General features: G+C 48.1%; 20 protein-coding genes. 13 read left to right on the top strand and 7 right to left on the bottom strand.

What is annotated here, in order from left to right; all coding sequences use genetic code 11:
• Nucleotides 1-65: 65 nt before the first annotated feature.
• On the bottom strand, nt 66-1,088 hold the full coding sequence (locus tag QWY27_RS13950) for a hypothetical protein (RefSeq protein ID WP_290199030.1): 1,023 nt from the start codon (nt 1,086-1,088) through the stop codon (nt 66-68).
• Between the two features lie 172 nt (nt 1,089-1,260).
• Here QWY27_RS13950 and QWY27_RS13945 point away from each other — a divergent pair, with 172 nt between their 5' ends.
• Nucleotides 1,261-1,911: a DsbA family protein gene (locus QWY27_RS13945; protein WP_290199029.1), complete on the top strand. Its 651-nt coding sequence runs from the start codon at nt 1,261-1,263 to the stop codon at nt 1,909-1,911.
• A gap of 998 nt (nt 1,912-2,909) precedes the next feature.
• On the opposite strand, the gene QWY27_RS13940 is transcribed toward QWY27_RS13945, so the two are convergent.
• The 3 genes from QWY27_RS13940 to msuE all read right to left on the bottom strand — a co-directional run bounded on the left by QWY27_RS13940 (nt 2,910) and on the right by msuE (nt 5,613).
• On the bottom strand, nt 2,910-3,935 hold the full coding sequence (locus tag QWY27_RS13940; protein ID WP_290199028.1) for a methionine synthase: 1,026 nt from the start codon (nt 3,933-3,935) through the stop codon (nt 2,910-2,912).
• Nucleotides 3,936-3,997: 62 nt separating this feature from the next.
• Entirely contained in the window at nt 3,998-4,981 is a 984-nt protein-coding gene (locus QWY27_RS13935; RefSeq protein ID WP_290199027.1) for a DUF1852 domain-containing protein, read from the bottom strand.
• 65 nt (nt 4,982-5,046) lie between these two features.
• Nucleotides 5,047-5,613 (bottom strand): FMN reductase, encoded by a 567-nt coding sequence (gene msuE, locus QWY27_RS13930; RefSeq protein WP_290199026.1) that lies wholly within the window; start codon nt 5,611-5,613, stop codon nt 5,047-5,049.
• 110 nt (nt 5,614-5,723) lie between these two features.
• Between msuE and QWY27_RS13925 the strand changes: the two genes are divergently transcribed.
• From QWY27_RS13925 to QWY27_RS13900, 6 genes are all read left to right on the top strand, one after another.
• The gene (locus QWY27_RS13925; protein ID WP_290199025.1) at nt 5,724-6,641 is read left to right on the top strand and encodes a LysR family transcriptional regulator; all 918 of its coding nucleotides are present in this window, start codon (nt 5,724-5,726) and stop codon (nt 6,639-6,641) included.
• Nucleotides 6,642-7,219: 578 nt separating this feature from the next.
• Nucleotides 7,220-8,173, top strand: coding sequence for an IS30 family transposase (locus QWY27_RS13920; protein ID WP_290199024.1), 954 nt, complete (start codon nt 7,220-7,222; stop codon nt 8,171-8,173).
• 188 nt (nt 8,174-8,361) lie between these two features.
• Nucleotides 8,362-9,201, top strand: a complete 840-nt coding sequence (locus QWY27_RS13915; protein WP_290199023.1) for a sensor domain-containing diguanylate cyclase — start codon at nt 8,362-8,364, stop codon at nt 9,199-9,201.
• Between the two features lie 85 nt (nt 9,202-9,286).
• Nucleotides 9,287-9,730 carry a helix-turn-helix domain-containing protein gene (locus QWY27_RS13910; protein ID WP_290199022.1) on the top strand — a complete coding sequence of 148 codons (444 nt, stop codon included), beginning with the start codon at nt 9,287-9,289 and terminating at the stop codon, nt 9,728-9,730.
• Between the two features lie 802 nt (nt 9,731-10,532).
• Nucleotides 10,533-11,501, top strand: a complete 969-nt coding sequence (locus tag QWY27_RS13905) for an IS5 family transposase (RefSeq protein ID WP_290199021.1) — start codon at nt 10,533-10,535, stop codon at nt 11,499-11,501.
• A gap of 227 nt (nt 11,502-11,728) precedes the next feature.
• Nucleotides 11,729-14,272, top strand: coding sequence for an autotransporter outer membrane beta-barrel domain-containing protein (locus QWY27_RS13900; protein ID WP_290199020.1), 2,544 nt, complete (start codon nt 11,729-11,731; stop codon nt 14,270-14,272).
• Nucleotides 14,273-14,918: 646 nt separating this feature from the next.
• Here the strand turns inward: QWY27_RS13900 and QWY27_RS13895 are convergent.
• Entirely contained in the window at nt 14,919-15,284 is a 366-nt protein-coding gene (locus QWY27_RS13895) for a hypothetical protein (protein WP_290199019.1), read from the bottom strand.
• 15 nt (nt 15,285-15,299) lie between these two features.
• Here QWY27_RS13895 and QWY27_RS13890 point away from each other — a divergent pair, with 15 nt between their 5' ends.
• Together QWY27_RS13890 and QWY27_RS13885 are read left to right on the top strand one after the other, a co-directional pair.
• Entirely contained in the window at nt 15,300-15,620 is a 321-nt protein-coding gene (locus QWY27_RS13890; RefSeq protein ID WP_290199018.1) for a hypothetical protein, read from the top strand.
• Between the two features lie 54 nt (nt 15,621-15,674).
• On the top strand, nt 15,675-16,178 hold the full coding sequence (locus QWY27_RS13885; RefSeq protein ID WP_290199017.1) for a hypothetical protein: 504 nt from the start codon (nt 15,675-15,677) through the stop codon (nt 16,176-16,178).
• 3 nt (nt 16,179-16,181) lie between these two features.
• On the opposite strand, the gene QWY27_RS13880 is transcribed toward QWY27_RS13885, so the two are convergent.
• Both QWY27_RS13880 and QWY27_RS13875 read right to left on the bottom strand, forming a co-directional pair.
• The gene (locus QWY27_RS13880; protein ID WP_290199015.1) at nt 16,182-17,636 is read right to left on the bottom strand and encodes an alginate export family protein; all 1,455 of its coding nucleotides are present in this window, start codon (nt 17,634-17,636) and stop codon (nt 16,182-16,184) included.
• The gene (locus tag QWY27_RS13875; protein WP_290199013.1) at nt 17,633-19,096 is read right to left on the bottom strand and encodes a DUF1254 domain-containing protein; all 1,464 of its coding nucleotides are present in this window, start codon (nt 19,094-19,096) and stop codon (nt 17,633-17,635) included. The genes QWY27_RS13880 and QWY27_RS13875 overlap by 4 nt, the downstream gene beginning before the upstream one ends.
• Before the next feature lie 178 nt (nt 19,097-19,274).
• Between QWY27_RS13875 and QWY27_RS13870 the strand changes: the two genes are divergently transcribed.
• From QWY27_RS13870 to QWY27_RS13855, 4 genes are all read left to right on the top strand, one after another.
• Nucleotides 19,275-20,201 carry an SDR family NAD(P)-dependent oxidoreductase gene (locus QWY27_RS13870; RefSeq protein WP_290199011.1) on the top strand — a complete coding sequence of 309 codons (927 nt, stop codon included), beginning with the start codon at nt 19,275-19,277 and terminating at the stop codon, nt 20,199-20,201.
• 22 nt (nt 20,202-20,223) lie between these two features.
• Nucleotides 20,224-20,997: a hypothetical protein gene (locus tag QWY27_RS13865; RefSeq protein WP_290199009.1), complete on the top strand. Its 774-nt coding sequence runs from the start codon at nt 20,224-20,226 to the stop codon at nt 20,995-20,997.
• A 192-nt stretch (nt 20,998-21,189) separates the two neighbouring features.
• A complete protein-coding gene (locus QWY27_RS13860) occupies nt 21,190-21,555 on the top strand; it encodes a Rap1a/Tai family immunity protein (RefSeq protein ID WP_290199007.1) in 366 nt (121 codons plus the stop codon).
• A 54-nt stretch (nt 21,556-21,609) separates the two neighbouring features.
• Nucleotides 21,610-21,843, top strand: a complete 234-nt coding sequence (locus tag QWY27_RS13855) for a YMGG-like glycine zipper-containing protein (protein ID WP_290199006.1) — start codon at nt 21,610-21,612, stop codon at nt 21,841-21,843.
• Nucleotides 21,844-21,938: the final 95 nt, after the last annotated feature.

Below are 21,938 nucleotides of genomic sequence, written 5' to 3'. Positions count from 1 at the left end.
ATAAACCGGAATCGCCGAAAATTCCGTTACGCGCATGAAGCCGGGCTAAAAGCGTAGTCTGTCAGTCAGTGCTTGAGCAGAGTTACCACCGTGCCGACGATGGTGGCCACACCGACCAAGGCGGCGACAGCAAACGAATCCCATGTGGCGAGGTGCTGTGCCTTTTGAAGCCCGAGCATTTTCAGCTCGGTTTCTTGACTAAGATCGTGATATTCACGAAATAGCCGTTCAGCTTTATGGCCACTTAAGCGTCCGTAGCCCACCAAGCGCCGAACGATGGCACCGTTCTTTTGCTCGACCCAGGCTTGGTCATTCTTCTTGTAGGCTCGGGATCGCGTGAACTCAATGTCGCTGTCCTTGCAGAACTCGACGACGGTGTCGTTCATGAAGGCACTGTCATTGTCGGTATCCAGACCAAGGAAGGGCATGGGCAGATCCGCCTTCACCCGCTCGTATGCCTCAACTATCAGTGTTTGGTTCCGGGTCAACAAGGCCATGCACTCTGTCCAGGCTGTGGCAATGTCGGTCATAACTAGCGAATGGACGTAGTAGCCATCGTATTTAGGACCACCACAGTGCTCGACCATGTCACTTTCAAAGAAACCAGGTGGCGGGTCATTCCAATCATTGAAGGTCCGTACACGGATGCTGCGCCGTACCGCGGTTGCCGCGCCAGTCCTTCGTTTCCTTTTATGACTAGCGGCCTGTCGGGTATCTGATAGCACTCGATCGATTGAGGATGCGCTTATTTGAAGCAGCTTGGTCTTTACAGTAGGGTCCAGTGACAGCTTGCCGTGCCGCTCAAGCGCCTCGATCAGTATGGGTATCTGTACCTTCAAACGCTTGCCACAAAGCCGGTCACCAGCCTCCCAAAGCAACACCAGGGCTTGTTTGACCGCTTCGTCGTATGTCCGATCTCGTGGCTTACGCTCAGCCGGCGTGTTGGTTTGATTCAAGATTCTGATGGCGTGCTTGCGGTGATAGCCGGTAAGACCGACGAATTCCTCGAGAATCGTCCGCTTCTCTGATGGATTACCAGCACCATATCGCAGCTTTGTAGCGGCAATCAACTCCTTGCGTGTAGACATGCTCAATCGCCTCCCCATAAGTGCCACCCACTAAAGTCATTAATGGGTAACAAATTACGTGAGGCAACGGCTCCCGGCTAGTAACAAAAAAGCCGAGTCAATGCGCCCTCTTGTCGCTGGCGGCATTTACCACGCTCGCCGTTCTTCTTATCGTTAAAAAAGGTCCTTTCAAGTGAAAAAAAAGACTCTTCTTGTTCTCACCAGCATCGTCGCGGTTATGGTATTTGCCGTAAGCGCATTCATGTACGAACAGAGCCAGCTTCGCAAGCAGAACGCGGCGAATGTCACGGTGAGCGAGCTCGTTCGAATGCATTCGCCAGTTTTCGGCGCAGCTAGCGCCAAGGTCACGATCGTCGAATTTTTTGATCCATCCTGCGAAACGTGCCGGGCTTTCTACCCCGGCGTCAAAGATCTCGTCAACGCCCATGAAGGAAAGGTCAAACTCGTCATTCGCTATGCCCCTTTTCATGAGGGCTCCGAAGACATGATCAAGATTCTTGAGGCGTCCAGAATGCAAGATAAGTACTGGCCGACTCTCGAGACGGTTCTGCGCATGCAGCCCCAGTGGGCCTCGCATGACAATCCGCAGCCAGATCTAATTTGGGGCTTTCTCGAGGAAAGCGGTTTGGACGTTGAAAAGGCACGTAAAGACGCGGGTAAGGAAACCGTTGCGGCGGTTATTGAACAAGACAAGACAGATCTTCGTACCTTGAATATAAAACAGACGCCCACCTTTTTTGTCAATGGCCAGCCTTTGCCTAAATTTGGCTATGAGCAGCTTAAGGCTCTAGTGGAGCAAGAGGTCAAGTCGGCCTATCCCTAAAGCCCCACTTTCGATCCAACACACTGGAACGGAATAATATTTTCCGTACTTTCGGACGCGGCGCAATACGCCGCAATCGTGCCGGCCCTTTCAAAATGCAGCTTCGCGAACAGTGCGTTATTGGATTCTAGCGACCTGCGAAGCATGGCGCTCTATTTATTTATTATTACTCATGGACACGGTGAAACTTTACTTAATGGTGCTCAGCGCACTGCTCTGCTACGCCTTGGTGTCGGGATATCGTTATCTGTTCGAAGCAAAATTGCCAGTTAAAGACAAGGACTTCAACCTTGACACTATCACGAAGGATCGAGAGCATCTACCGCCAAAAGCGCGCGCAATCATCAGAAAAGCCTACTCTGCAAACCGAATGTCGCGGTGGGAAAGATTGTATTTGAACCGCCGCCACTCGAAGATGGCCACTTCACACGCGTCTGCTGCGGGGAAGGCAAAACTATAGCGGCATCAATGAAGCCTCTGTACGAGGTTGGTGAGTCATGAAAAACATTCGCGCGTTTAGCAATTCAGTTGCTTCGCGTGCGCGTAATCACATAGTGGCAGTACCCTCGCCCGTCACCCGTGCCATTGGGTCTATTTTTTCGTTCACATTGTGAGCCGATTTTCGAATTCGCCCTCAAGAGTGTGGCCCGCTTACTGTCGATGCTTCAGGCCGACGCGCATCGCGCGCTTGCCCCAGAATTTCCCAACCACCCTTGAACGCAATAGCGACGACCACCAGTCCTATTAACAGGTCGGGAAGAGATGAACTCAACCAGAATAAACGGAGATTTGAACGTCTTTGGCAGTCACCTCATTTAGAAGGCATTATTAAATTACCTTCGGCGCTGTACCCGCTGATTGTGACTTCTATTCGATTAATATTATTTCCTGAGTTCATGCCAGAACTATTCACCGAAGATTTTTCGACGAATAGTTGCATAGCGATTGATTACGTTTCTTGGAAAAGCTAATAGCGTCCTTGATTCGTATCCTGCTGATCAAGTTTTGGAAAGCCGCTCCTTTGCCAGCCTCGTGCCTTCAGCTAATGCTTGAAGCTTGCGCAAAGCTACTTCTCGCCCCATCGGCGCCAAGCCACAATTCGTGCACGGGAACAACCGCTCCTTCGGCACAAACTGCAGCGCCAGGCCGATGGAATCTGCCACTTCCTCAGGTGTCTCGACCACGTCGCTGGCCACATCAATGACGCCTACCATCACATCCTTACCTTCCAGCAGTTTCATCAGATCAGGGGGTACATGTGAATGAATACATTCAAGGCTCACCTGGTCGATGCTGCTGCGGGCCAACGCAGGAAATACCGTTTCGTATTGGCGCCATTCGTCTCCAAGCGTGCTCTTCCAGTCGGTGTTGGCTTTGATGCCATAGCCGTAGCAAATGTGCACCGCCGTTGTACAGCTCAAGCCCTTCGCAGCGCGCTCCAGCGCCTGCACCCCCCAATCAGCCGCATCCTTCATGTAGACATTGAAGGCGGGCTCATCGAACTGGATGATATCCACACCATCTGCCTGTAATGCGAGCGCCTCCTGATTGAGTAATTCTGCAAACGCAAATGCCATCTTGACCTTGTCGCCATAGAATCGATCTGCCACGGTATCAACAATAGTCATCGGGCCAGGCAATGTGAATTTCAACTTCTTTTTCGTATGCGCCCGCGCCAGCTGCGCTTCGAAGGCATGCACGCGACCTCTCAATCGTAGGGCCGATACCACCTGCGGCACCATCGCGTCATAGCGGTTATCTCGGATGCCCATCTTCACTTTATGCTCGAAGTCTATGCCATCAATCTGCTCAAGGAATCCGTGCACAAAATGTTGGCGTGATTGCTCACCTTCACTCACGATGTCCAGGCCAGCATCTTCCTGAGCCTTGATCCACAACAGGGTCGCATCGGCTTTGGCCTGAAGCAGTGCGTCGCCCTCAACCCTCCACTGAGGCCAAAGCTTGTTAGTTTCAGCCAGCCATGCGGGCTTAGGTAAACTCCCGGCTATCGAGGTTTCAAACATATGAAAATTCCTTGTAATATATATAAGTATGGAACGTGAATTGTTCCGAATAAATCAAGCATTTAATGCGCGAAATCAGTCACCCACTGCTCAAGTAAGTTCTTGTAGGGATTGATGAAGTGCTCTTGCGCAAATTTTCCTTGATTAACGGCTAGTTGGGTGCGCTCCTCCCGGTCGTAGACTATCTGCGTTGACGAGTAATCCTGACATTCCAAGCTTGGGCGATATAGTCTTCCCGCAGCAGAGTTTGCGTTGTAGATTTCGGGACGATAGATCTTCTGAAAGGTCTCCATGGTGCTAATTGTGCTGATCAGCTCAAGGTTTGTGTAGTCGCCCAGTAAATCACCGTAAAAGTAGTAAGCCAATGGTGCAACACCATTGTGCGGCATGAAAAAACGAACCTGCATTCCCATTTTTGCAAAGTAACGATCGGTCGGAGACAGTTCATTCTGTTGATACTCAATCCCCAATACCGGATGCTGATTCAAGGTCCGCTGGTAGGTCTTGCTAGTCGACACGCTGATACAAATGACTGGTGGCTTGCTAAACCGTTGCTTGTAAGTGCTAGAGCAAGAAAATTGTTGGAACAGCTTTCCGTGCAAGTCTCCAAAATCATCTGGAATACTGAATTCCGAGCGATCCACATTGAAGCTCGGCAGCAAGATGCTGAAGTCGTAATCGCGCACGTAGGAAGAGAAGTTGTTTCCCACGATGCCATCGATGCGCTTGTTCGCCTTCTTATCGAGAATGCTGGTATTGAGCATTTCGATCAATGGAAATGCAGTCTCGCTACTTCCAGAACCGAGACTAATCTCGACAGAGATAATCTCCAATTCAACAGCGTATCGATCTCCCAATGCGTTATCCCATTGGGCCAGATTATTGAAGCGATTGTTGATCATCTCCAATGTGTTGCGCAAATTCAGTTGCCGACTCGTGCCTCGTGCCAAGTTAGCAAAATTCGTGGTGAGACGCGTACTGTCCGATGGAGAATAGTTCTCATCGAAGCAAATACTTTTCAGTTTAAAAATGAGATCTTGGTTCATAGTGATTTAATTTTTGAGTATTTAAAGATAAGAAATGGCCAATTTCTGTTTCAGGCCACAGCTAATTACTCGACCAAAGAGTGCTTGGCTTTGCGCGTCAACTCCAGCAATGGTTTTGCTCGTTGCAACGCCAGTTTGATCCTCTTGATCAGGTCGGCGTCCTGCAATCGATAGTTGAAAAAATCTTTGTCAGTCGCATAAATGCCTAATGGCAACGTGCGGGCCTGGAAGAAACTGAAAAGCGGCCGCAACTGGTGCTCGATCACCAATGCATGGCGCTCGCTGCCACCGGTAGCAGCCAACAAAATCGGCTTATCGATCAAGGCGTCCTGATGAATAAAATCGAAGAAGTGCTTGAAGAGCCCCGTGTAGGAACCGCGGTAGACCGGAGTTACGACCACTAACATATCAGCTTGTTCGACAACAGCAAGCTTGCGCTCAACTACTTCTGGCAATTGAGTTCGCCAGATCGCTCCAGCAAGCAGCGGTGCGAGTTGCCCAAGTTCAACCATATGTTCTTCGCTTGAGATTTCTTCGGCGATTAAACCCAATATGTGCTCGGCCAAGGCTACAGACTTGGAAGGGCTTTGTAGACCACCAGAAACCCCTACTACACGAAGAGAATATGTCATTTTCGTTACCAATCAAAGATAAAACAGATGCCATGATTGATATGCTAGATTCCACAACTCATGAAGTAAAATGGTTATTTCTCATATATCCATGAAAAATAATCATTCAAATGATCGAGCGCATTCATTTAAGAATCCTTCAACAGGTCGAGACACAAGGCTCGCTGACTGCCGCTGCGGGCATGCTGCACCTGACCCAGTCGGCTCTAAGCCACACCATGAAGAAACTTGAGCAGCAACTGGGCAACGACATTTGGTTACGAGAAGGACGAAGTCTGCGTCTAACACAAGCCGGTCAGTATCTACTTACAGTAGCAAACCGGGTGCTACCGCTCCTGGACCTAGCCGAAGAGCACCTTGAACAGTTTGCGAAGGGCGAGCGAGGTACGCTACGCATCGGCATGGAGTGCCACCCTTGTTACCAGTGGTTACTCAAGGTGGTATCACCCTATTTAACCGCTTGGCCCGACGTGGATGTGGATGTCAGACAAAAATTCCAGTTCGGAGGGATTGGCGCGCTTATAGGTTACGAAATCGACTTGTTGGTCACTCCTGATCCACTTTATAAACCTGGTTTGAAGTTCGAACCTGTGTTCGACTACGAGCAGGTACTTGTTGTGGGCAAAAATCATGCATTGGCTTCGACAGCATATGTAAAACCCCAGCAATTAACCCAGGAGGTACTCATCAGCTACCCAGTGGATATAGAACGCCTGGACATCTATAGTCAATTCCTGTTGCCAGCCGGGATCACGCCCAAGCGACACAAGACCATCGAAACCACCGACATCATGCTGCAGATGGTAGCCAGCGGTCGCGGCGTGGCCGCTTTGCCTCGCTGGCTAGTCGAGGAATACGCAGCCAAGATGGGTGTGGTACCCGTGAGGTTAGGCGCACGCGGTATCGCCAAACAGATATACCTAGGAGTAAGGGAAGCAGATACAACTATAGATTACGTTCGTGCTTTTATTGAATTGGCTCGTCAGCCTCGTGAAGCGATTGGCAAAGTCTGCATTTCGAGTGACTGAGCGATTGGCTTGACCGGTATATCCTTTGCAAAGATATATCTCGAATTTCCTTTAGGGGTGTACTTATAATAGCCAACGGCATGTAATGCTTCGGCTCCTAGCATTCTAATGCGTATCTGGCTAGTCCATGTTTAAAACTGAAGTAGTCCTCTGATTCACATACAAGAACTATTTGGATTTATTCGGTGCGAAGGACTCAGGAATAGTTGTAAAAAAATTTGAATTAATTATTTTCCGTTTTGTGTCAACCCTATCAATATGGAGTCAGACAATATAGTTTGGGATGCGATTTAGGACTAGTCGATAAAATCATCTTGATTACTTTGAACTGGTGATATTTTTTGTTACTTGCAAATCTTGCCTAACAGAATGCTGCATAAACCTCATCGCTCAATTTTAATTTTTCTAAATCGAGTATTTTTGAGAGGCGCATATCATCGACCCACTTTATTTGTTACTGCGGGTCTTTTTCATTATTGGTGGATTCAATTACGAAGTGCAACTTTGATTAATTAGGCAGGTTGGCTGAGAGTGTTCTAGCATCTCAGATTTCTCGACCGCCAAGTCAAAGTTACCTTATGAGCTATAAACATCTCAGCCAAACTGAACGTTATCAGATTTATGCACTTATGAAAGCTGGACAGAGCCTCCAAACGATTGCCCAGATACTGGGTCGACACAAGTCGACAGTCGGTCGAGAGGTTCTGCGTAACTCTGGATTGCGTGGTTATCGACCTCGTCAGGCTCAGATCCTCTGTCAGCAGCGATCCCAAGCGAGTCGCAATGCCTTTCAAATCGACCAAAGGACGAGAACCTTGGTCGCTGAGCGACTGAATCTGCAGTGGAGTCCTGAGCAGATTGCGGCTTCGCTGCCTGTCAGTCATGAAACGATTTACCGACACGTCTATGCCGATAAGGCACTTGGTGGCGTACTTTGGAAGCAGCTGCGCTGCCAGAAAAAGAAACGTAAGCGTTACGCTAGTGGACGAGACCGTCGTGGTCAGATCGTTGGCAGACGCCCCATTGCAGAAAGACCTGCTTATATTGAAATGCGCTGTCAGGTGGGGCACTGGGAGGGCGACACTGTGATCGGAGCCGGCCACAAACAAGCAATCGTGACGCTGGTAGAGCGTAAAAGCGGGTTTGCAGTCCTCGCGCACGTCACCCGTAAAACATCTGATTTGGTTAGTCAGGCGATCATCACAAGTCTCGCCCCTCTGGCGCAGCGCGTCAGAACAGTGACTTACGACAATGGAAAAGAGTTTGCGGATCATGCTGTGGTAGATGATGCGTTGAAATCGACGGCTTACTTTGCTGATCCGTTTGCCAGTTGGCAACGCGGTTCAAATGAGAACTTTAATGGCCTATTGCGCCAGTACATTCCTAAAAAACGACCCTTATCGACCGTGACTGCGGATGAACTTAAAATGATTCAAGATCGTATCAATCACCGGCCACGTAAACGATTAGGTTTTAAAACTCCGTACGAAGTGTTTCACCAGTCTTTAAACCGTGTTGCACTTCGTACTTGAAACCGCCATTTGATTTTTAGTAAGGACGCTCTACGTTCCAATCTCTATACCAAAAAATTCATTGATAGGAACGAGCCTTAAATCGCGTCATTAACCAATATTCAAATTATTGAAACAGCGGTAGAAATTAATTTAAATAAATCTCATTGATTTTTACGTTCTGTAAATTATTTTTCTTACTATTTGCTATGGACCAATTTTCAGCGTTTGTCACATTGCGAGAGCTTTTAAAAGCTACTGCGACGTTTTCAGGGGAATCTTTTCTTAGGGAATCGTCAAGTGCTATCGCACGTCAACTTTCTGCTGATTTTGTTTTCATTACGCGTCTTGTAGAGGCCCCTTCTGATACTGTAAAAATGCTAGCAGCATGGCGTGATGGAGTAGAAGTGACGGGATGGGAATTCGCATTATCTGATACGCCTTGCGAACTGATTTATCAGCAAGACCTCGGGGAAGAATGGAATACCATGCGCGTTGGATCAGCAGTTGGGTTAGCGGAAAATGTTTGTAATCGCTTCGCTTCAACTAGGCAGACATCTTATCAGGCATTTATTGGTGTGCCATTATGGGATTCACATAACATAATGATGGGGCATGTCGCCCTCTTCTTCAATCGCAGTCTGGACAATGATGATGAATGTAAAAGAATGGTAGAAATAGTTGAGCTTTTTTCGCTTAAAGTTCAATCAGAATTGAATCGAATGTTAATTGAGCAGGAGCGAGAACGTATACTTCAGGAATTGAAAGATGCGAACAATCGATTGACGCATGAAAGCGTTACTGACTCACTCACTGGCTTATACAATCGACGTTATTTTACTCAACGAATTCAAGAGTTACACGCGCGCTTTAAAAGATCTGCTGAAACTTTTACGTTAATCTTGCTAGACGTGGATCGGTTCAAAAATATCAATGATACTTTCGGACATGATGCGGGTGATACAGCCCTTTGCTACTTGGCTAATGCCCTAAGTCAAAATATGCGATCAAAGGTCGAACTCCTCTTTCGTACTGGGGGATGCAGCTGACTCCACTCTCTATGAGTGACATGAAGTGCTTCACACGTTTGAGTCAATCGATATAATGCGCAGTTCACCATATCCTGGAACTGCAATGCCAACATTTGCGAATAAATTCAAGGGCGAGGTCAGTCGTCTCGCAAAAAAGGAAGTCAAAGCTGAGACCCAAGCGCTAAAAAAGACGCTCGCAGCAAACCGTGGCGAAATCGCCTCTCTGAAGCGAAGGCTTGCTGATCTAGAATCGCTTGTTAAAAAAATCTCCAAGGAGTCGAGCCGCTCAAAATCAGTTCAAGTAACTGAGGACGTTTCAGGGGCTAGTTTGCGCTTTCGCGCTAAAGGCTTTACTGCTTTACGCAAAAAGCTTGGGATCAGTGCTGCTGAAATGGGTAAGTTGTTGGAGGTCTCAGCGCAGAGCGTGTACCACTGGGAATCGGGCAAAACCAAACCCCGTGTACGCCAGTTGGAGGCCATTTCTGCTGTGCGCAAGATGAGTAAGCGTGAGATCACGGCGAAACTGAATGAACTGTCAGATCAGTAGATCGCATGACTCTCAGTTGTATGCCTTTACAGAGGTGTGCATTTTCGATTTGTTGCGCAAAAAGAGAAGCCCCACAGATCGAGGCATCAACCTGATTGACAGTATTTGAGAGTTTCTTTTGTGACTAGTCCAGACCTTGTCGAAAATACTCCATGCGATTAGATAGAATTTAACAATGCCTTGCTAATTGCGTGGTCTTAGGAAACTCCAGTAAGTCTCCTAAATTTTTTGTTTTTTGATGCTCAGAGCAGGCTTGTCTGTACGAATAGAATAATGAAAATATCTCTTAAGATTAATCGATACATTTCTTTTTTGAGTTTAGTTGCTGCTTGCACGTATTATTCACTCGCAATTTCATGTCCCATTACTGTATCAGGTAGCAGCTCCACGCAAATAAACGACTCAGGCCAAGCACATTGCGTCATCACCATTAATGATGGAGCATCATTAACTACAGGACCCCGAGCCATTCAAATATCAGGTGCGGGCTCCAAAGTAGTCAATTTCGGAAGTATTGTTTCTGGAGCTGTAGCGATAACGACAAGTATTGCAAATATCGATTCAGTCACCAACTCCGGCACGATTAATTCGAGTTCTATCTCGAACATCAGTATCACAAGCAACATCAATTCAATCAACAACAGTGGAACTATAGCCAACACTAGTAATGGAACCGGTATTAATATCCTCAGCGGAATTGTCACTAATTTAGTTAAGAAAACTCTGAAAAAGTCCCCGAATTCATCGAACCCATGGGAAGTGTAGTTGTCTGAGTGATATTGCCAGCAAAACCGAATCGATCATGAGCCAATTGAGTTTTTCCGACATTGAGTTTGGTGCCAAGCGCAAGCTGACGCGACGCGAGAAGTTTCTCACGGAGATGGATCAGGTCATTCCCTGGGTACGCCTGGTCAAGCTGATCGAGCCGGTGTACCCGAAGGGCAAACAAGGACGCCCGCCCTACGCGCTGGAAACGATGCTGCGGATTCATTTCATGCAGCAGTGGTTTGCCCTGAGCGATCCGGCGATGGAAGAGTCTCTGTACGACAGTCAGTCGATGAGGCAGTTTGCGGGGTTGTCGCTGACACGCGGTAGCCTGCCCGACGAGACCACGATCTTGAACTTTCGTCACCTGCTCGAGCGTAACGATCTGGCCACGCGACTGCTGGCGGAGGTGAACGCGATGCTTGGCGAGCGCGGTTTGCTGCTGCGTCACGGCACGATCGTGGACGCCACCATCATCAGTGCGCCGAGCTCGACGAAGAACGAGAGGGGCGAGCGAGATCCTGAGATGCAGCAAACCAAGAAAGGCAACAACTGGCACTTCGGCATGAAGGCCCACATTGGTGTGGATGCAGACTCTGGTTTGGTTCACACGGTCACAACGACTCCAGCCAATGAGCATGACATCACGCAAGCGCACGCCTTGGTGCATGGTGAGGAAGAGGTGATCTTTGGTGACTCGGGCTACCTGGGTGCTGACAAGCGCGAGGACACGCAAGACATCAAGGCCACCTGGCATGTCGCCATGAAACCGAGCCAACGCCGGGCGATCAAGGACAAGGGCATCAGCAACACCATCGAACGCATCGAGAAGCTCAAGGCCGCGGTGCGTGCCAAGGTGGAACACTCGTTCCGCGTCCTGAAGTGTCAGTTTGGTTATCGCAAGGTTCGATACAAGGGATTGGTCAAGAACACGGCACAGATCTTGACGCTGTTTGCCTTGAGTAATGTATGGATGGTGAGAAGGAAATTGATGGCGACAGGATAGCTGCGTCCATAAAGGACGCAGCACCCCGAATCGGGGTGTGAGTGGGGCGAAAACGCCCGAATATCGAACCAAATTTGTCATCAAAGTCGCAATTTTTTATAACCAGCGTTTGAACACGAAGAAAATCACGCTCAAACGCTTTTATTCAGGACATCCTTAACACAAACAGAATCAGTGGTTTGGGTTTTGGCTCCGGAGTTAAGGTAGCTGATTTTGCAGTCGATATTGTGAACTTTACCAATGCCGGCGCAATAACGGGTGGCGCTAATGGGTACGGTGTTCATAATGTCCAAGGAGGTATTTCGATCTTCAACAATGGGCAAGGTGGTAATAGCTCCAGCCCATCCAAAACAGCGCTTACCTACAACGAACAGCTGCCTAACAGATACAACATCATTGTTAGATCGCCTAATCAGTATGGGCAAATGGTTGTAACCAATCCCTCATCTAGTTTGAGATTTGGCATTTACGCTGGGGGTGTGACTGGTGTACCTGCATCGACATTAACCGCTGGGACTTATTCAGCTGTTTTCACAGGCCTTTCTTCTTCTCACTTCAGTGGTCCAACTTCTGGAACTTATGGCTCTTATGACTGGGTGTTGAATAATGTCAGTGGTCGTTGGGATTTAATTGTGACGCTTAGTGGTGGAGGCAGCGGTGGCGGAGGTGGAGGATCTGGTGGTGGAAGTGGTGGCGGGGGAAACAGCAACTCTTCATCCACAACAAACATCACAACAGGCTCTACAGTAAGTTTGAATGCTGTCGGAGTGACCGCAAATCCTGTGCTTGCGGGTGGCACACTCGTTTTAACCAAAGGTGAACGTTCCAGACAAGCTCTATCTATCCTGAGTGAAGGTGGGATAATTAGTGCCCCAACAGCTGGGGCGGCTCAGCTATTGGGACAACTCTCAGGGTCAGGTCGGGTCACATTCAACGGTTCTGGAATGACCGTTTTGTCTGGAGTGAACACCTACACGGGTGGCACCACTGTCGAGTCAGGTACGCTGTCCTTGCTTGGCGGAACTTTGGGATCTGGTGATGTCTACGTGGCACCGGGGGCTCAGCTTGTTGGTACAGGAACCATTCCAGGTCCTGTCACTGTTGCCGGCTTGTTCAAGCCTGGTAACTCACCCGGTTATATCAATGCCAATGCAAATGTTGTCATGACGAATGGTTCGGTCTACCAGCAAGATATTGCTGGCACGACGCAGGCCTCACAAAGCTCACCTGTTGGCGCAACAGGCTACTACTCTTATTTGAACATCACAGGCGGTCAGTTCATTATTAATCCCGGCTCGACTCTGACCCCAGCTTTATCAAACCTATTCAATACCGAAGAATCTGGCTATGGCAGTACGCCCTACACACCAGTGATCGGTGATCGTTTTCGTATCATCACGGCTGATGGTGGTATCTCTGGCAAATTTTCAACGCTCACGCAGCCTGCGGAGCTGCTTAGTGACAGGCAGTTTTTGCCGTTCTACAACCTTGATGGCACGAACAGTCTTGATCTTGCAGTGATTCCTAAGTCTTATGTATCAACGATCGCTGTGAACTCGGGCAATCAGAACGCTCAGTCCGTTGGTGCTGCACTTGATCAAATGGTCACGGCGACTCAGTCTGGCACCTCGAACTCAGCACAGGATCAGCTACTGTACGCTGGCTCCACTCAGAGCGCATCAAATCTCATCAGCTACGCTCAGAGTCTCGCCGGCGAGGTCTATACAGCTGCCGTCGCTGTGATTGCACAAACAACACAGCGTGTGCAACAAGCTGTACTGACTCGAATGGGCGACACGATGGGAATAGGGTTGCCCAACATTTTGACATCGCCTGCCGGTAATACGGCGCTCATGGGAGCAAGCCATGCTGCGCTTTCAGGTGGAGCGCCTTCGCCTGCTGTCAGTACCAATCCAGACGTCAATCCCCATGCGGAGGCCAAGAGGTTTGCGAACGGTAATGTTTGGGGGGATCTAGTCTATCAAAAAGGTCATCGCACGAGCGACAATTACTCTGGCGGCTGGAATAGCAATCTTTACCAGCTTGTATTTGGCTCGGATTTCTTGACCACACATGGCATGACGGTCGGTGGTGGTCTGGCTTTATCCAATACAACGCTTAATCCAAGTTACGGCTCAGGCACCATTCAGCAGGGCGCTGTTTTTGCTTATGGCAAGTTGCCTGTGCAGGAGTACATCGTGGATGCCATGGCGAGCTTCGGTTTGAACTCAAGCGATCTGTCGCGTGGAGATGTCACGGGGTTGAGTAATGGGTTCAAAAACAAGAACATCTCTGGTCAAGACGCAATGATCAGCTTGGGCGTCAGCCGCCCGGTGGATATCGAGCATGTCCGGATTACGCCCTATGCTCGAGTGACTTGGCAGGTCGTGATGCAATCAGGTGTGAATGAGGGGAGTGCCGCGTCAGCCTTGAGTGTCAACAGCTTTACTGGCAATGGCGTACGGGGCGTGATCGGCATCGCTGCAGGATCAAAAGCCAACTCTCCCATGACGAATCCATATACTTACCGCGCCTATGTGGGGGTTGGCGCAGACTCCTTAGGAGTCTTAAATCCAACACTAAACGCTTCGATCGCAGGGATCAATACAAGCATTACCACCCCCCATGCGGGCGCTACGTTTGTTCAGGTAGGTCTTTACGGTACGGCGAAGATTGCCGAAAACGCTTATGCCTATCTCGGACTCTCGGGGGAGGCTCGCAGTGGTCAGACTCTTGGCGCTGTGAATTTTGGGGTGAGAGTTCAGTTTTAATCTTCAATAAAGTTAATCTGATCAACAAGTACGTAGTTAGAAATAGTGTGGAACTTGCAGGATCTGCGCAGACAATTTCCGAGCAAAAGCTCCAAGACGATTGCCAGTTCTCAGATATTATTAGCTGTGCTAACCCCCTTGCGCTACGGACCTTTTTTACTAGATACTTGCCCCATCATAAGCGCGAGCGAGAACTAATCAGAGAAAGGTATAAATAGCGAAAAAACGAGGAATGTGCGGAAATCAGCGTAATGGCTACCATTCGCTCTAAATCGCTCATTAGAGGCAGGTAAAACCATGTATGCTGCTAATCTGATCCATCTAAGTGTGAGCTTATATTCAGCTTCTCGATGCCCACAGTAAATGCTGATGAGAATCCAGCGATAAATCAATACGTGCAGCAGTATTGATGGGGTGGCGGAATATACCTGCGCCTCGTAATATATTGTCCTAATGCACATGGCATCACATAAAGACCTTCGCGTCTTTGCGTGACAACTAATTCTCTATAGGCCATCAACGGAAGATCTGCACCAGGCTTATCTATGTCTTTGGCTTTCACCTTGAACACATCAATAGGCTTGTCACTTTTGAGCCCAGCCTTAGCCATGATTCGCTCACCGCGCATAGGCTCGCCTTTGAATGACTAAAGTGCTGCAAACACAGCCGCCTGGCCCTCTGTAAGATTGACATGACCGTGCTCAGCAAGTACGACTGATCTAAAGACGACGGCAAAGGGACCATAAAACACATCAGCGCTTGCGTTTGGTGATTCTGTAGGTCGTCGGCCCGCAGGTTCGATAAAGGAAATTACTCCACTATAAAAGGCAAACCGCTCCTCAAGCACTAGCCATTCAATATCTTGGGCGAATGGATGAATTGTCTGACCCGAGGGCCTAGTTGTGATCACCCGTAACCCAGCGTCTCGAACACGAAAACTTTCAAGCAACCCCGGATTGCGAGTCAAGTCGTTTAGACTGCGGGCCAGCCAGATAATGTCGAGTGGGTCCAATCCGAGCAGTCTGTTGTGGTCAATGGTTGGGGTGCTTTTGTTGTTAGTAACATGATCCCAAAAGGTCATCCAGACAAAATGGTCGATGTATTGATGAATGGTCCGTTAAGTGCGCCTCCTGTTGGTACGGAGCGCGTTGAATGGGACCATGTTAAACACCAGTTCAAGCATGTTTGGACAAGAGGTGAGGTCGTACATAGAACTATTTTTGGTCAAAGCAACCTGGGGAATGGTGCTTATGCCATCATGCAGTTTGCGGAGAATGGGGATATGATTTTCAAATTAGTTGGTGGGCCTATGCTAGTGCCGCTTTCTAAAATGCAGCCGAGTAAATAATAATGAGACGATATCAAACTAGCATTTAAACCATTCACGTGATGAACTACTTGGATGAAAATCTGGGTTTCACAAAAAGAAGATCAAAACATGGAAGAATTCTCAGAGCGATTTACTAAAGTCTTCTCACTAGCCGCGTTTATTTGCAATCGGCACATCATTAACCATATGCGTCGCGTCAGCTCCGGTGTAGGGCTAGATTTAGAAACGAGCTTTATATGGGGAATTTTGGCCCATATGAACGTATCGCGCGATATGCATCCTGGCATTACTCCAGAAGATATTATGAACCCGGATGGGACATATACAGCAAAATTAACCCCTGTTCGCTTGATAGATGTTTCAGTTGTATCGAGCTTACCAAGGGAAACTGTCCGACGCAGACTGATCAAGCTCCAGGAGGCTGGCAAAGTCACCAAAACAAGCAATGGACATTGGGTGATTCAGGAAACTGGCGTGACCCAAGATGCAATCGAATTTACAATCGAAACAGCCCGACAATTGATAAACACATCAAAACAACTCGAAGCACTACTGTCACAAGTTAAGTTGAACTAATCATCAGAAGCTCATACTGATGCCTGTTCCGACAGTCACCCAATTTTTAGCGGTTCCTGACGCACTCATTTCTTTGAGTGCGTCGCTAGGCGTGTTGTATGTGATGTAAGCGCTATAGGCAATCTTAGGCGTCAATAGATGAACATATTGGAGCATATATTCATTGCTCAACCCCTTTTGCTGAGGACCAACCACAAAGTTACCATTCGCAAATTGTCCCGACTGACCGAACTGCACCGGACTGCCGATCTGGGCAACTTGTGCGTTCACAAACTGCAATTTAACGATGTCTTGCTGCGTAGGAAATAAATCAAGTGTGATTCGGTTGAACTGAACATTGGCATTGATATACGCATAGGCCCCATTTGCACCAAACCACCAGTTATCTAGACCGTTTCCGTAATAAAGTGGGTCAAATCGTCCATACACATCACTACCGGGCTTGTTACCGGAAAAATATGCAAAACCATATGATAGTCGAGGTGTCCATGGCAGCTTATCGAAAAAATATCCAACCCCGGCAAACCAGGCATAAGCCTGTATCGGGCTTTCCTCACCCGTGACACGCGTAACCTTACCTTGTTCGATGGCAAACTCGCCACGGAATGAAAACTGCGATGGCAAGCCAAGAGGTCCTTTCAAATCACTCCAGCCATGATAAACACTCAGGCCTTGTCTACCCTGCTCCAAAAAGGCAAAAGGCGCAGCGTCTCCAGGATAGAAATAATTTGAGCTGGGAACGTAGATATATGCAAAGCCAGCACGACTCGTGTCAGAGCCTTGCCACTCGAGAGAACCACCAACGAGCGTCGTTTGACTTCGGATTGATTCAGGCTCATTAGGCTGCAGCCAGAAAGCCTGTGAAACAAACTCCCCCATTCCTACCTTAGCTACTGCGGTTTTATTCCATGCGGAGCGTTTATAGGATGCAGCGTTCCCCCACTCACTACCATTGATTGCACCACCAAAAATCACCATGCCCGAACCAAGCGAAAATGGTTGACTGCCTACAGAAACATCGAGAAATCCATTTTCTTTTGTTCCAGCCCGATAACCGACAAACGCATTTTCGACTAGCCCCGCTCCCTGATTCCAGTAATCAAACGCATTACCACCCATATCGCGTGTCACACCAAAAGATAGGCCCATATACAAAACATGATCGGGTGCAAGGTCGTACGTTGCATTCAATCTTGGCTGCAACCAAAGCTCTCCCCAATTCTTATTCGTATTGAACTCTGGTGCAGGGACCCTGCTCAACCCCCACCAGGTACCACGCATCGCATAACCGTACAGATTGGCATCCAATCCCAAAACCGATTTGAAAGCCCCTGACTCCCACCGTAAGCCACCATCGGGCAAACTGGAACCTGTAGGAAGAGTCTGTGCCAGCGTTGTTGTGTTCAGCGGCGCGACAATAGCGAAAGTGAGAGCAAATAAAGCATATCGAAATCTCACTGCGCGGACACCACGGCAGGAGGAACATACTGACCCGTCACAATGCTTTGAGCCCCCACATATGCTCGTAACATCAGAATAAACTCTGAGTTGCGCGGTGAAGGTAGCCAGTTCGCACGTAATGCTGCGTCAGACGGAGCATCGGGTTGAATATAAAGCGTTAAAGAACCATCTGCATCGTATACAAGTGGATCACCCGAACGGACTAGATACTTATTTTCAACATTAGAAATCAAACGCAAGTCTGTTCGGTCATAAATTGTGATGGACCAGAATCCGAATTTTCTGGTATCTACAGGGGGGATCTGATTTCGTTCAAATCTGATTCGATAGGATGTCGCACCATCAAGCGGTTGGTGGTGAATATCCGTAAACGCATTGTAGTAAACAGCCTCGGCTGAGCTATTGACACCTATCGAGCGCAATTGAATCATTGCTTGCATCGCCATACCACCCGAACCGCCTCGTTCGCCGACACTTGCGGGCGGAATTTGCCATCCATTCCTGACTGGAAACCCTGACAGTGCAAGTGCACTCATCGTCTGGCTTGCTTTCAACGCGCCCCGTTCAAGGGCGGCAGTCATTTCAGCGGTTACAGGCAACTGCAAACCAGGCCCAACCCCCATTGGAGCGAAATACGCTGTCAATGAGCGATCTTCAACAGGCGGAGGATTTTGCGCCATGTACTGATTCGTGATCCTGAGAACGTCACTCACACTTTTAACAGTCAAAGGATTTGGTTTTAGAAACCCAGCAACATCCGGTTGAATTACCTTGGCTGAAGAATTTAAATAAACCTCCAACGGCACAAGCCGAATTTGGTCCTGAATTTTATTGACAGTCGGTACATCCAAAAGATTCCGAAAATAAATCCGCTGGTAAATCAGAATTGAATTAGTTGGTGCGCGGTAAATTCGATCGATACCCCTTGGCTGGGTTCCTTTCCAATTTGGTCCAACAATCAGATAACGCCCTGCCTTTTGTCCGACCGTGCGCGAACCGATGTAATCAAAATTGTAAAAATATGAATCGACCAAAGCAAACGAATAATAACGATCTGGAATCGCAGGTACTTCGAGAACTACTGGATGCGCGTCAAGCTCTAGAAATGTGACGCCATACAACGTGTCGTAATTAGGCATGGTATCGGCGGTTGCAGGCGAAGTTGGTTGCCGTAACAACAAAAACTGGCCAAATGGATTGCCCTGATCACCCATGTATTTTTGAAAATTACTCAAAAATTCATAACGTTGCCTGAAATGCAAAAAAGCAGGAATGGAATACAGATACCCGACAGATGCCATATCCTCTTCAAAATCAATTTTGTAGCGCTGGGCATATTCGGGACGAATGCTTGTATCAAGATACAAAGGATTCCATTGAGATAATTCTCTGGCCTGCGCAGCAACCGATGCAATCAGCACATACATAACGCCAGCTAACAAACACAATCGTTTCATTGAGGAATTACCTAGATTGATAGGAATACAAATTACCAATGCAACCTTGCTCTGGCAAGCCCTTTCCGCCCAATTTGGGCGAAGCTGCATATCCTAATTGATCGCTTTGCGACAGAATGACGTTACGCACGCGTCTGTTTTGCGCTCCCCCCATTTCGTTTAATCAATAGAGGCTTCCATGATCAAAGCCAGCCAAAAAGATGTGAAACCCATCGATCCAGCATATTTTGTACCAAACAGATTCATCAATAAAACTATTCTGATTACAGGTGCAGCAAGAGGTATTGGACGTGCTACAGCAATTCGCGCGGCACGGGAAGGTGCGAATGTTGTGATTGCGGACCTGCTCGATCGCCAAGGGTCTGAAACTCAAAAGATCATTTCTGATGAAGGAGGTCAGAGTACTTTTGTTCACGCAGACGTGCGCAATAATGCCGACAATCAGAAAATGATCGATCATGCGTTAGCTATTTTCGGTAGTCTTGATTTTGCAGTCAATGCAGCTGGGGTCATGGATGGTATTCCTCCAGGAGACACCTTTGATCTGGATCAACAACGTGATTTGTTATTCGCCCCCATACACGAAGCAAGCGACGCCTATTGGGATCAGGTGATGGCTGTCAATATCACGGGCATGTTCAAATCCATGCGAGTTGAATTACGCCAAATGCTTACGCAGGGGCAAGGCGGTGCCATTGTGAATGTCGGCTCAATTGCAGGACTGATCGGTCTTGGTGGGTCACCCGCATATGTTGCAAGCAAACATGCGGTGACAGGAATTACACGCAATGCGGCGATCGATTACGCACCCTATGGTATTCGCGTGAACTCAGTCAATATGGCCGGTACACAAACCCCTATGACCGATGCCGCATTCAAAAAGGTCATGGCGCTTGAGCAAGAGCGTGCTGCAGATCCACTTGCGGCGGATATCCCTAATACATCGATGGCCAAAACACTAAGTTTGTTAGGCATATCAGATATGAAAAATCGTATGGCCACGCCTTGGGAGCAAGCATCAACCATCTTATATCTCCTGTCGGATGATGCATCAAACCTGACAGGAGCCACATGGGCAACTGACGGGGGATGGACAACCTACTAAAACAAAAAAGGTAATCATGGCGATGAAATTCGTTCAAGTCCTATTTCTTTCCTGCTGCTTTTATTATTTAGATAGCAATGCACAAAGCGTTCAGTCTCGTGGTGTGAATCCTGCCGAAATCGATACACGCATAGATCTGATCAATGACTTTGTTCGCCTGAACGGAGGCGGAAACTCGAACACAACGACGGTCAAATTCGATAAAAAACTGAACGATCAAACTGGCGTAAATTTTGAAATGCCTTTTGCGATCAACATCAATTCACCGGGCTTCAACACGTCAGGAAACGGCGATCTGTTTTCGCGATTCAGATACATGGTTCCGCTAGGAGGGTGGACAATTGGAGCGTCAGCCGAGGTCGTCTTGCCTTTAGCCAGCTCTGATGCTCTTGGCAAAGGCCGTTATTTGTTGGGTGTTGGCGCACTTGCAGTCAAACCTTGGTCCAACCGATTCATTACTGCATTCGTCGCTAAAACCTCAAATTCAATTGGTGGATACAACACCTCACTCAATCAGCAAACAAATGTGACGAGCGCTTCGAGTGATCTGCAAAATTACACCGTGAGAGAAATACGTTTTATGCCAATTTTCATATTGGACAACGGCTGGGCCTTAGTTGGCGAAGCGCGTCAATCATGGGGGCAACTACCTGATCGCGCGCAATGGACTTTTTTCAAAGTCGATCTCAACAAACAATTTACAGCGAACTGGGCAGCTACCATCGGAATCAATAAAACATTTGGTGATCTGCAGGACATGGGTGGCGTCAGTGCATCCGTTAAGTACTTTTTCTAATGTAAAGTCACAAGGAGTAAATGGCGAGCGGAATGAAATCGAAACGGCATGTTTCCTCAAAAGCGATATCGATTCTCACCCAAATTGGGCGGACATAGCTTGCCAGTGTAAAGTCACTTTGGTAACTTATTTCCTTCTGATATTTATTCCACGCTTGACTTGAATGATCAGGCTGTAACCTGAGAGCAATCGATGAAGAAAATAATTGCCCTAACCTGCCTAGCTTTTGCTAGCGCTTCGACCGCCATGGCGGAACAACAGCCCAAAGCATCAACGTCCACTGCGCAATTAGTTTCTATTTGCCAGCAGCGAAGTGATGTTGCTGCGCAGAACTTCTGCCACGGCTTCGGACAGGGCGTCTTTGAAACATACCTGATTTCGCGTCACGAGAAAAAGGCGCCACCTTTTATCTGCGCTGAGGGCACAAGACTAAGTCGTCAGGAACATCTTGATAATTTCATCCAATGGACAGCTGCCAACCCGAAGTTCAACCAGTTGTCGGCTGCAGATACGATCCTGCGCTACCTTGGCGAAACCTACCCCTGCAAAAAGGGCTAAGCATTGAATCGCCCTCTCTCGACTAACAAATTCAGGAAAATTAGGATTCACACAATGAAAAAAGCATTGATGATTTTGCCACTCTGCACTGCGCTGACGTTGTCCACCGGTTGCAGCAATATGAACGCATCCCAGCAATCAACCCTTTCTGGTGGCGCAATCGGCGCGGCCGCAGGTGCTGGTATCACCGCAATTGCCGGTGGGAACCCTATCTGGGGTGCTGTTGGCGGCGCAGCAGCCGGCTCTCTAGGTGGCTATCTGTGGGACAAGAACAAAAACAGTAACTAAGCTGACTGGATCAGGTGCAACGTTTGTCACAGAGTCCAGCCGAAGGCTGCCGATATTGCAAAATATTTCCATCTGTGACTCTTGCATGATTCTTT

This window comes from Zwartia vadi (genome assembly GCF_030410375.1).
GTDB classification, from domain to species: Bacteria; Pseudomonadota; Gammaproteobacteria; order Burkholderiales; family Burkholderiaceae_B; genus Zwartia; species Zwartia vadi.
The sequence above is the reverse complement of the archived record's forward strand: the minus strand, read 5'-3'. Positions and strand labels throughout refer to the sequence as shown.

Bases quoted from the DNA above. Each gene is read 5' to 3' on its own strand.
- QWY27_RS13915 (WP_290199023.1), top strand. From the start codon at position 8,362: ATGGACCAATTTTCAGCGTTTGTCACATTGCGAGAGCTTTTAAAAGCT.
- QWY27_RS13855 (WP_290199006.1), top strand. From the start codon at position 21,610: ATGAAAAAAGCATTGATGATTTTGCCACTCTGCACTGCGCTGACGTTG.
- QWY27_RS13885 (WP_290199017.1), top strand. From the start codon at position 15,675: ATGAAAATCTGGGTTTCACAAAAAGAAGATCAAAACATGGAAGAATTC.
- QWY27_RS13940 (WP_290199028.1), bottom strand. From the start codon at position 3,935: ATGTTTGAAACCTCGATAGCCGGGAGTTTACCTAAGCCCGCATGGCTG.
- QWY27_RS13860 (WP_290199007.1), top strand. From the start codon at position 21,190: ATGAAGAAAATAATTGCCCTAACCTGCCTAGCTTTTGCTAGCGCTTCG.
- QWY27_RS13935 (WP_290199027.1), bottom strand. From the start codon at position 4,981: ATGAACCAAGATCTCATTTTTAAACTGAAAAGTATTTGCTTCGATGAG.
- QWY27_RS13905 (WP_290199021.1), top strand. From the start codon at position 10,533: ATGAGCCAATTGAGTTTTTCCGACATTGAGTTTGGTGCCAAGCGCAAG.
- QWY27_RS13920 (WP_290199024.1), top strand. From the start codon at position 7,220: ATGAGCTATAAACATCTCAGCCAAACTGAACGTTATCAGATTTATGCA.
- QWY27_RS13865 (WP_290199009.1), top strand. From the start codon at position 20,224: ATGAAATTCGTTCAAGTCCTATTTCTTTCCTGCTGCTTTTATTATTTA.
- QWY27_RS13870 (WP_290199011.1), top strand. From the start codon at position 19,275: ATGATCAAAGCCAGCCAAAAAGATGTGAAACCCATCGATCCAGCATAT.
- QWY27_RS13910 (WP_290199022.1), top strand. From the start codon at position 9,287: ATGCCAACATTTGCGAATAAATTCAAGGGCGAGGTCAGTCGTCTCGCA.
- QWY27_RS13950 (WP_290199030.1), bottom strand. From the start codon at position 1,088: ATGTCTACACGCAAGGAGTTGATTGCCGCTACAAAGCTGCGATATGGT.
- QWY27_RS13925 (WP_290199025.1), top strand. From the start codon at position 5,724: ATGATCGAGCGCATTCATTTAAGAATCCTTCAACAGGTCGAGACACAA.
- QWY27_RS13875 (WP_290199013.1), bottom strand. From the start codon at position 19,096: ATGAAACGATTGTGTTTGTTAGCTGGCGTTATGTATGTGCTGATTGCA.
- msuE (WP_290199026.1), bottom strand. From the start codon at position 5,613: ATGACATATTCTCTTCGTGTAGTAGGGGTTTCTGGTGGTCTACAAAGC.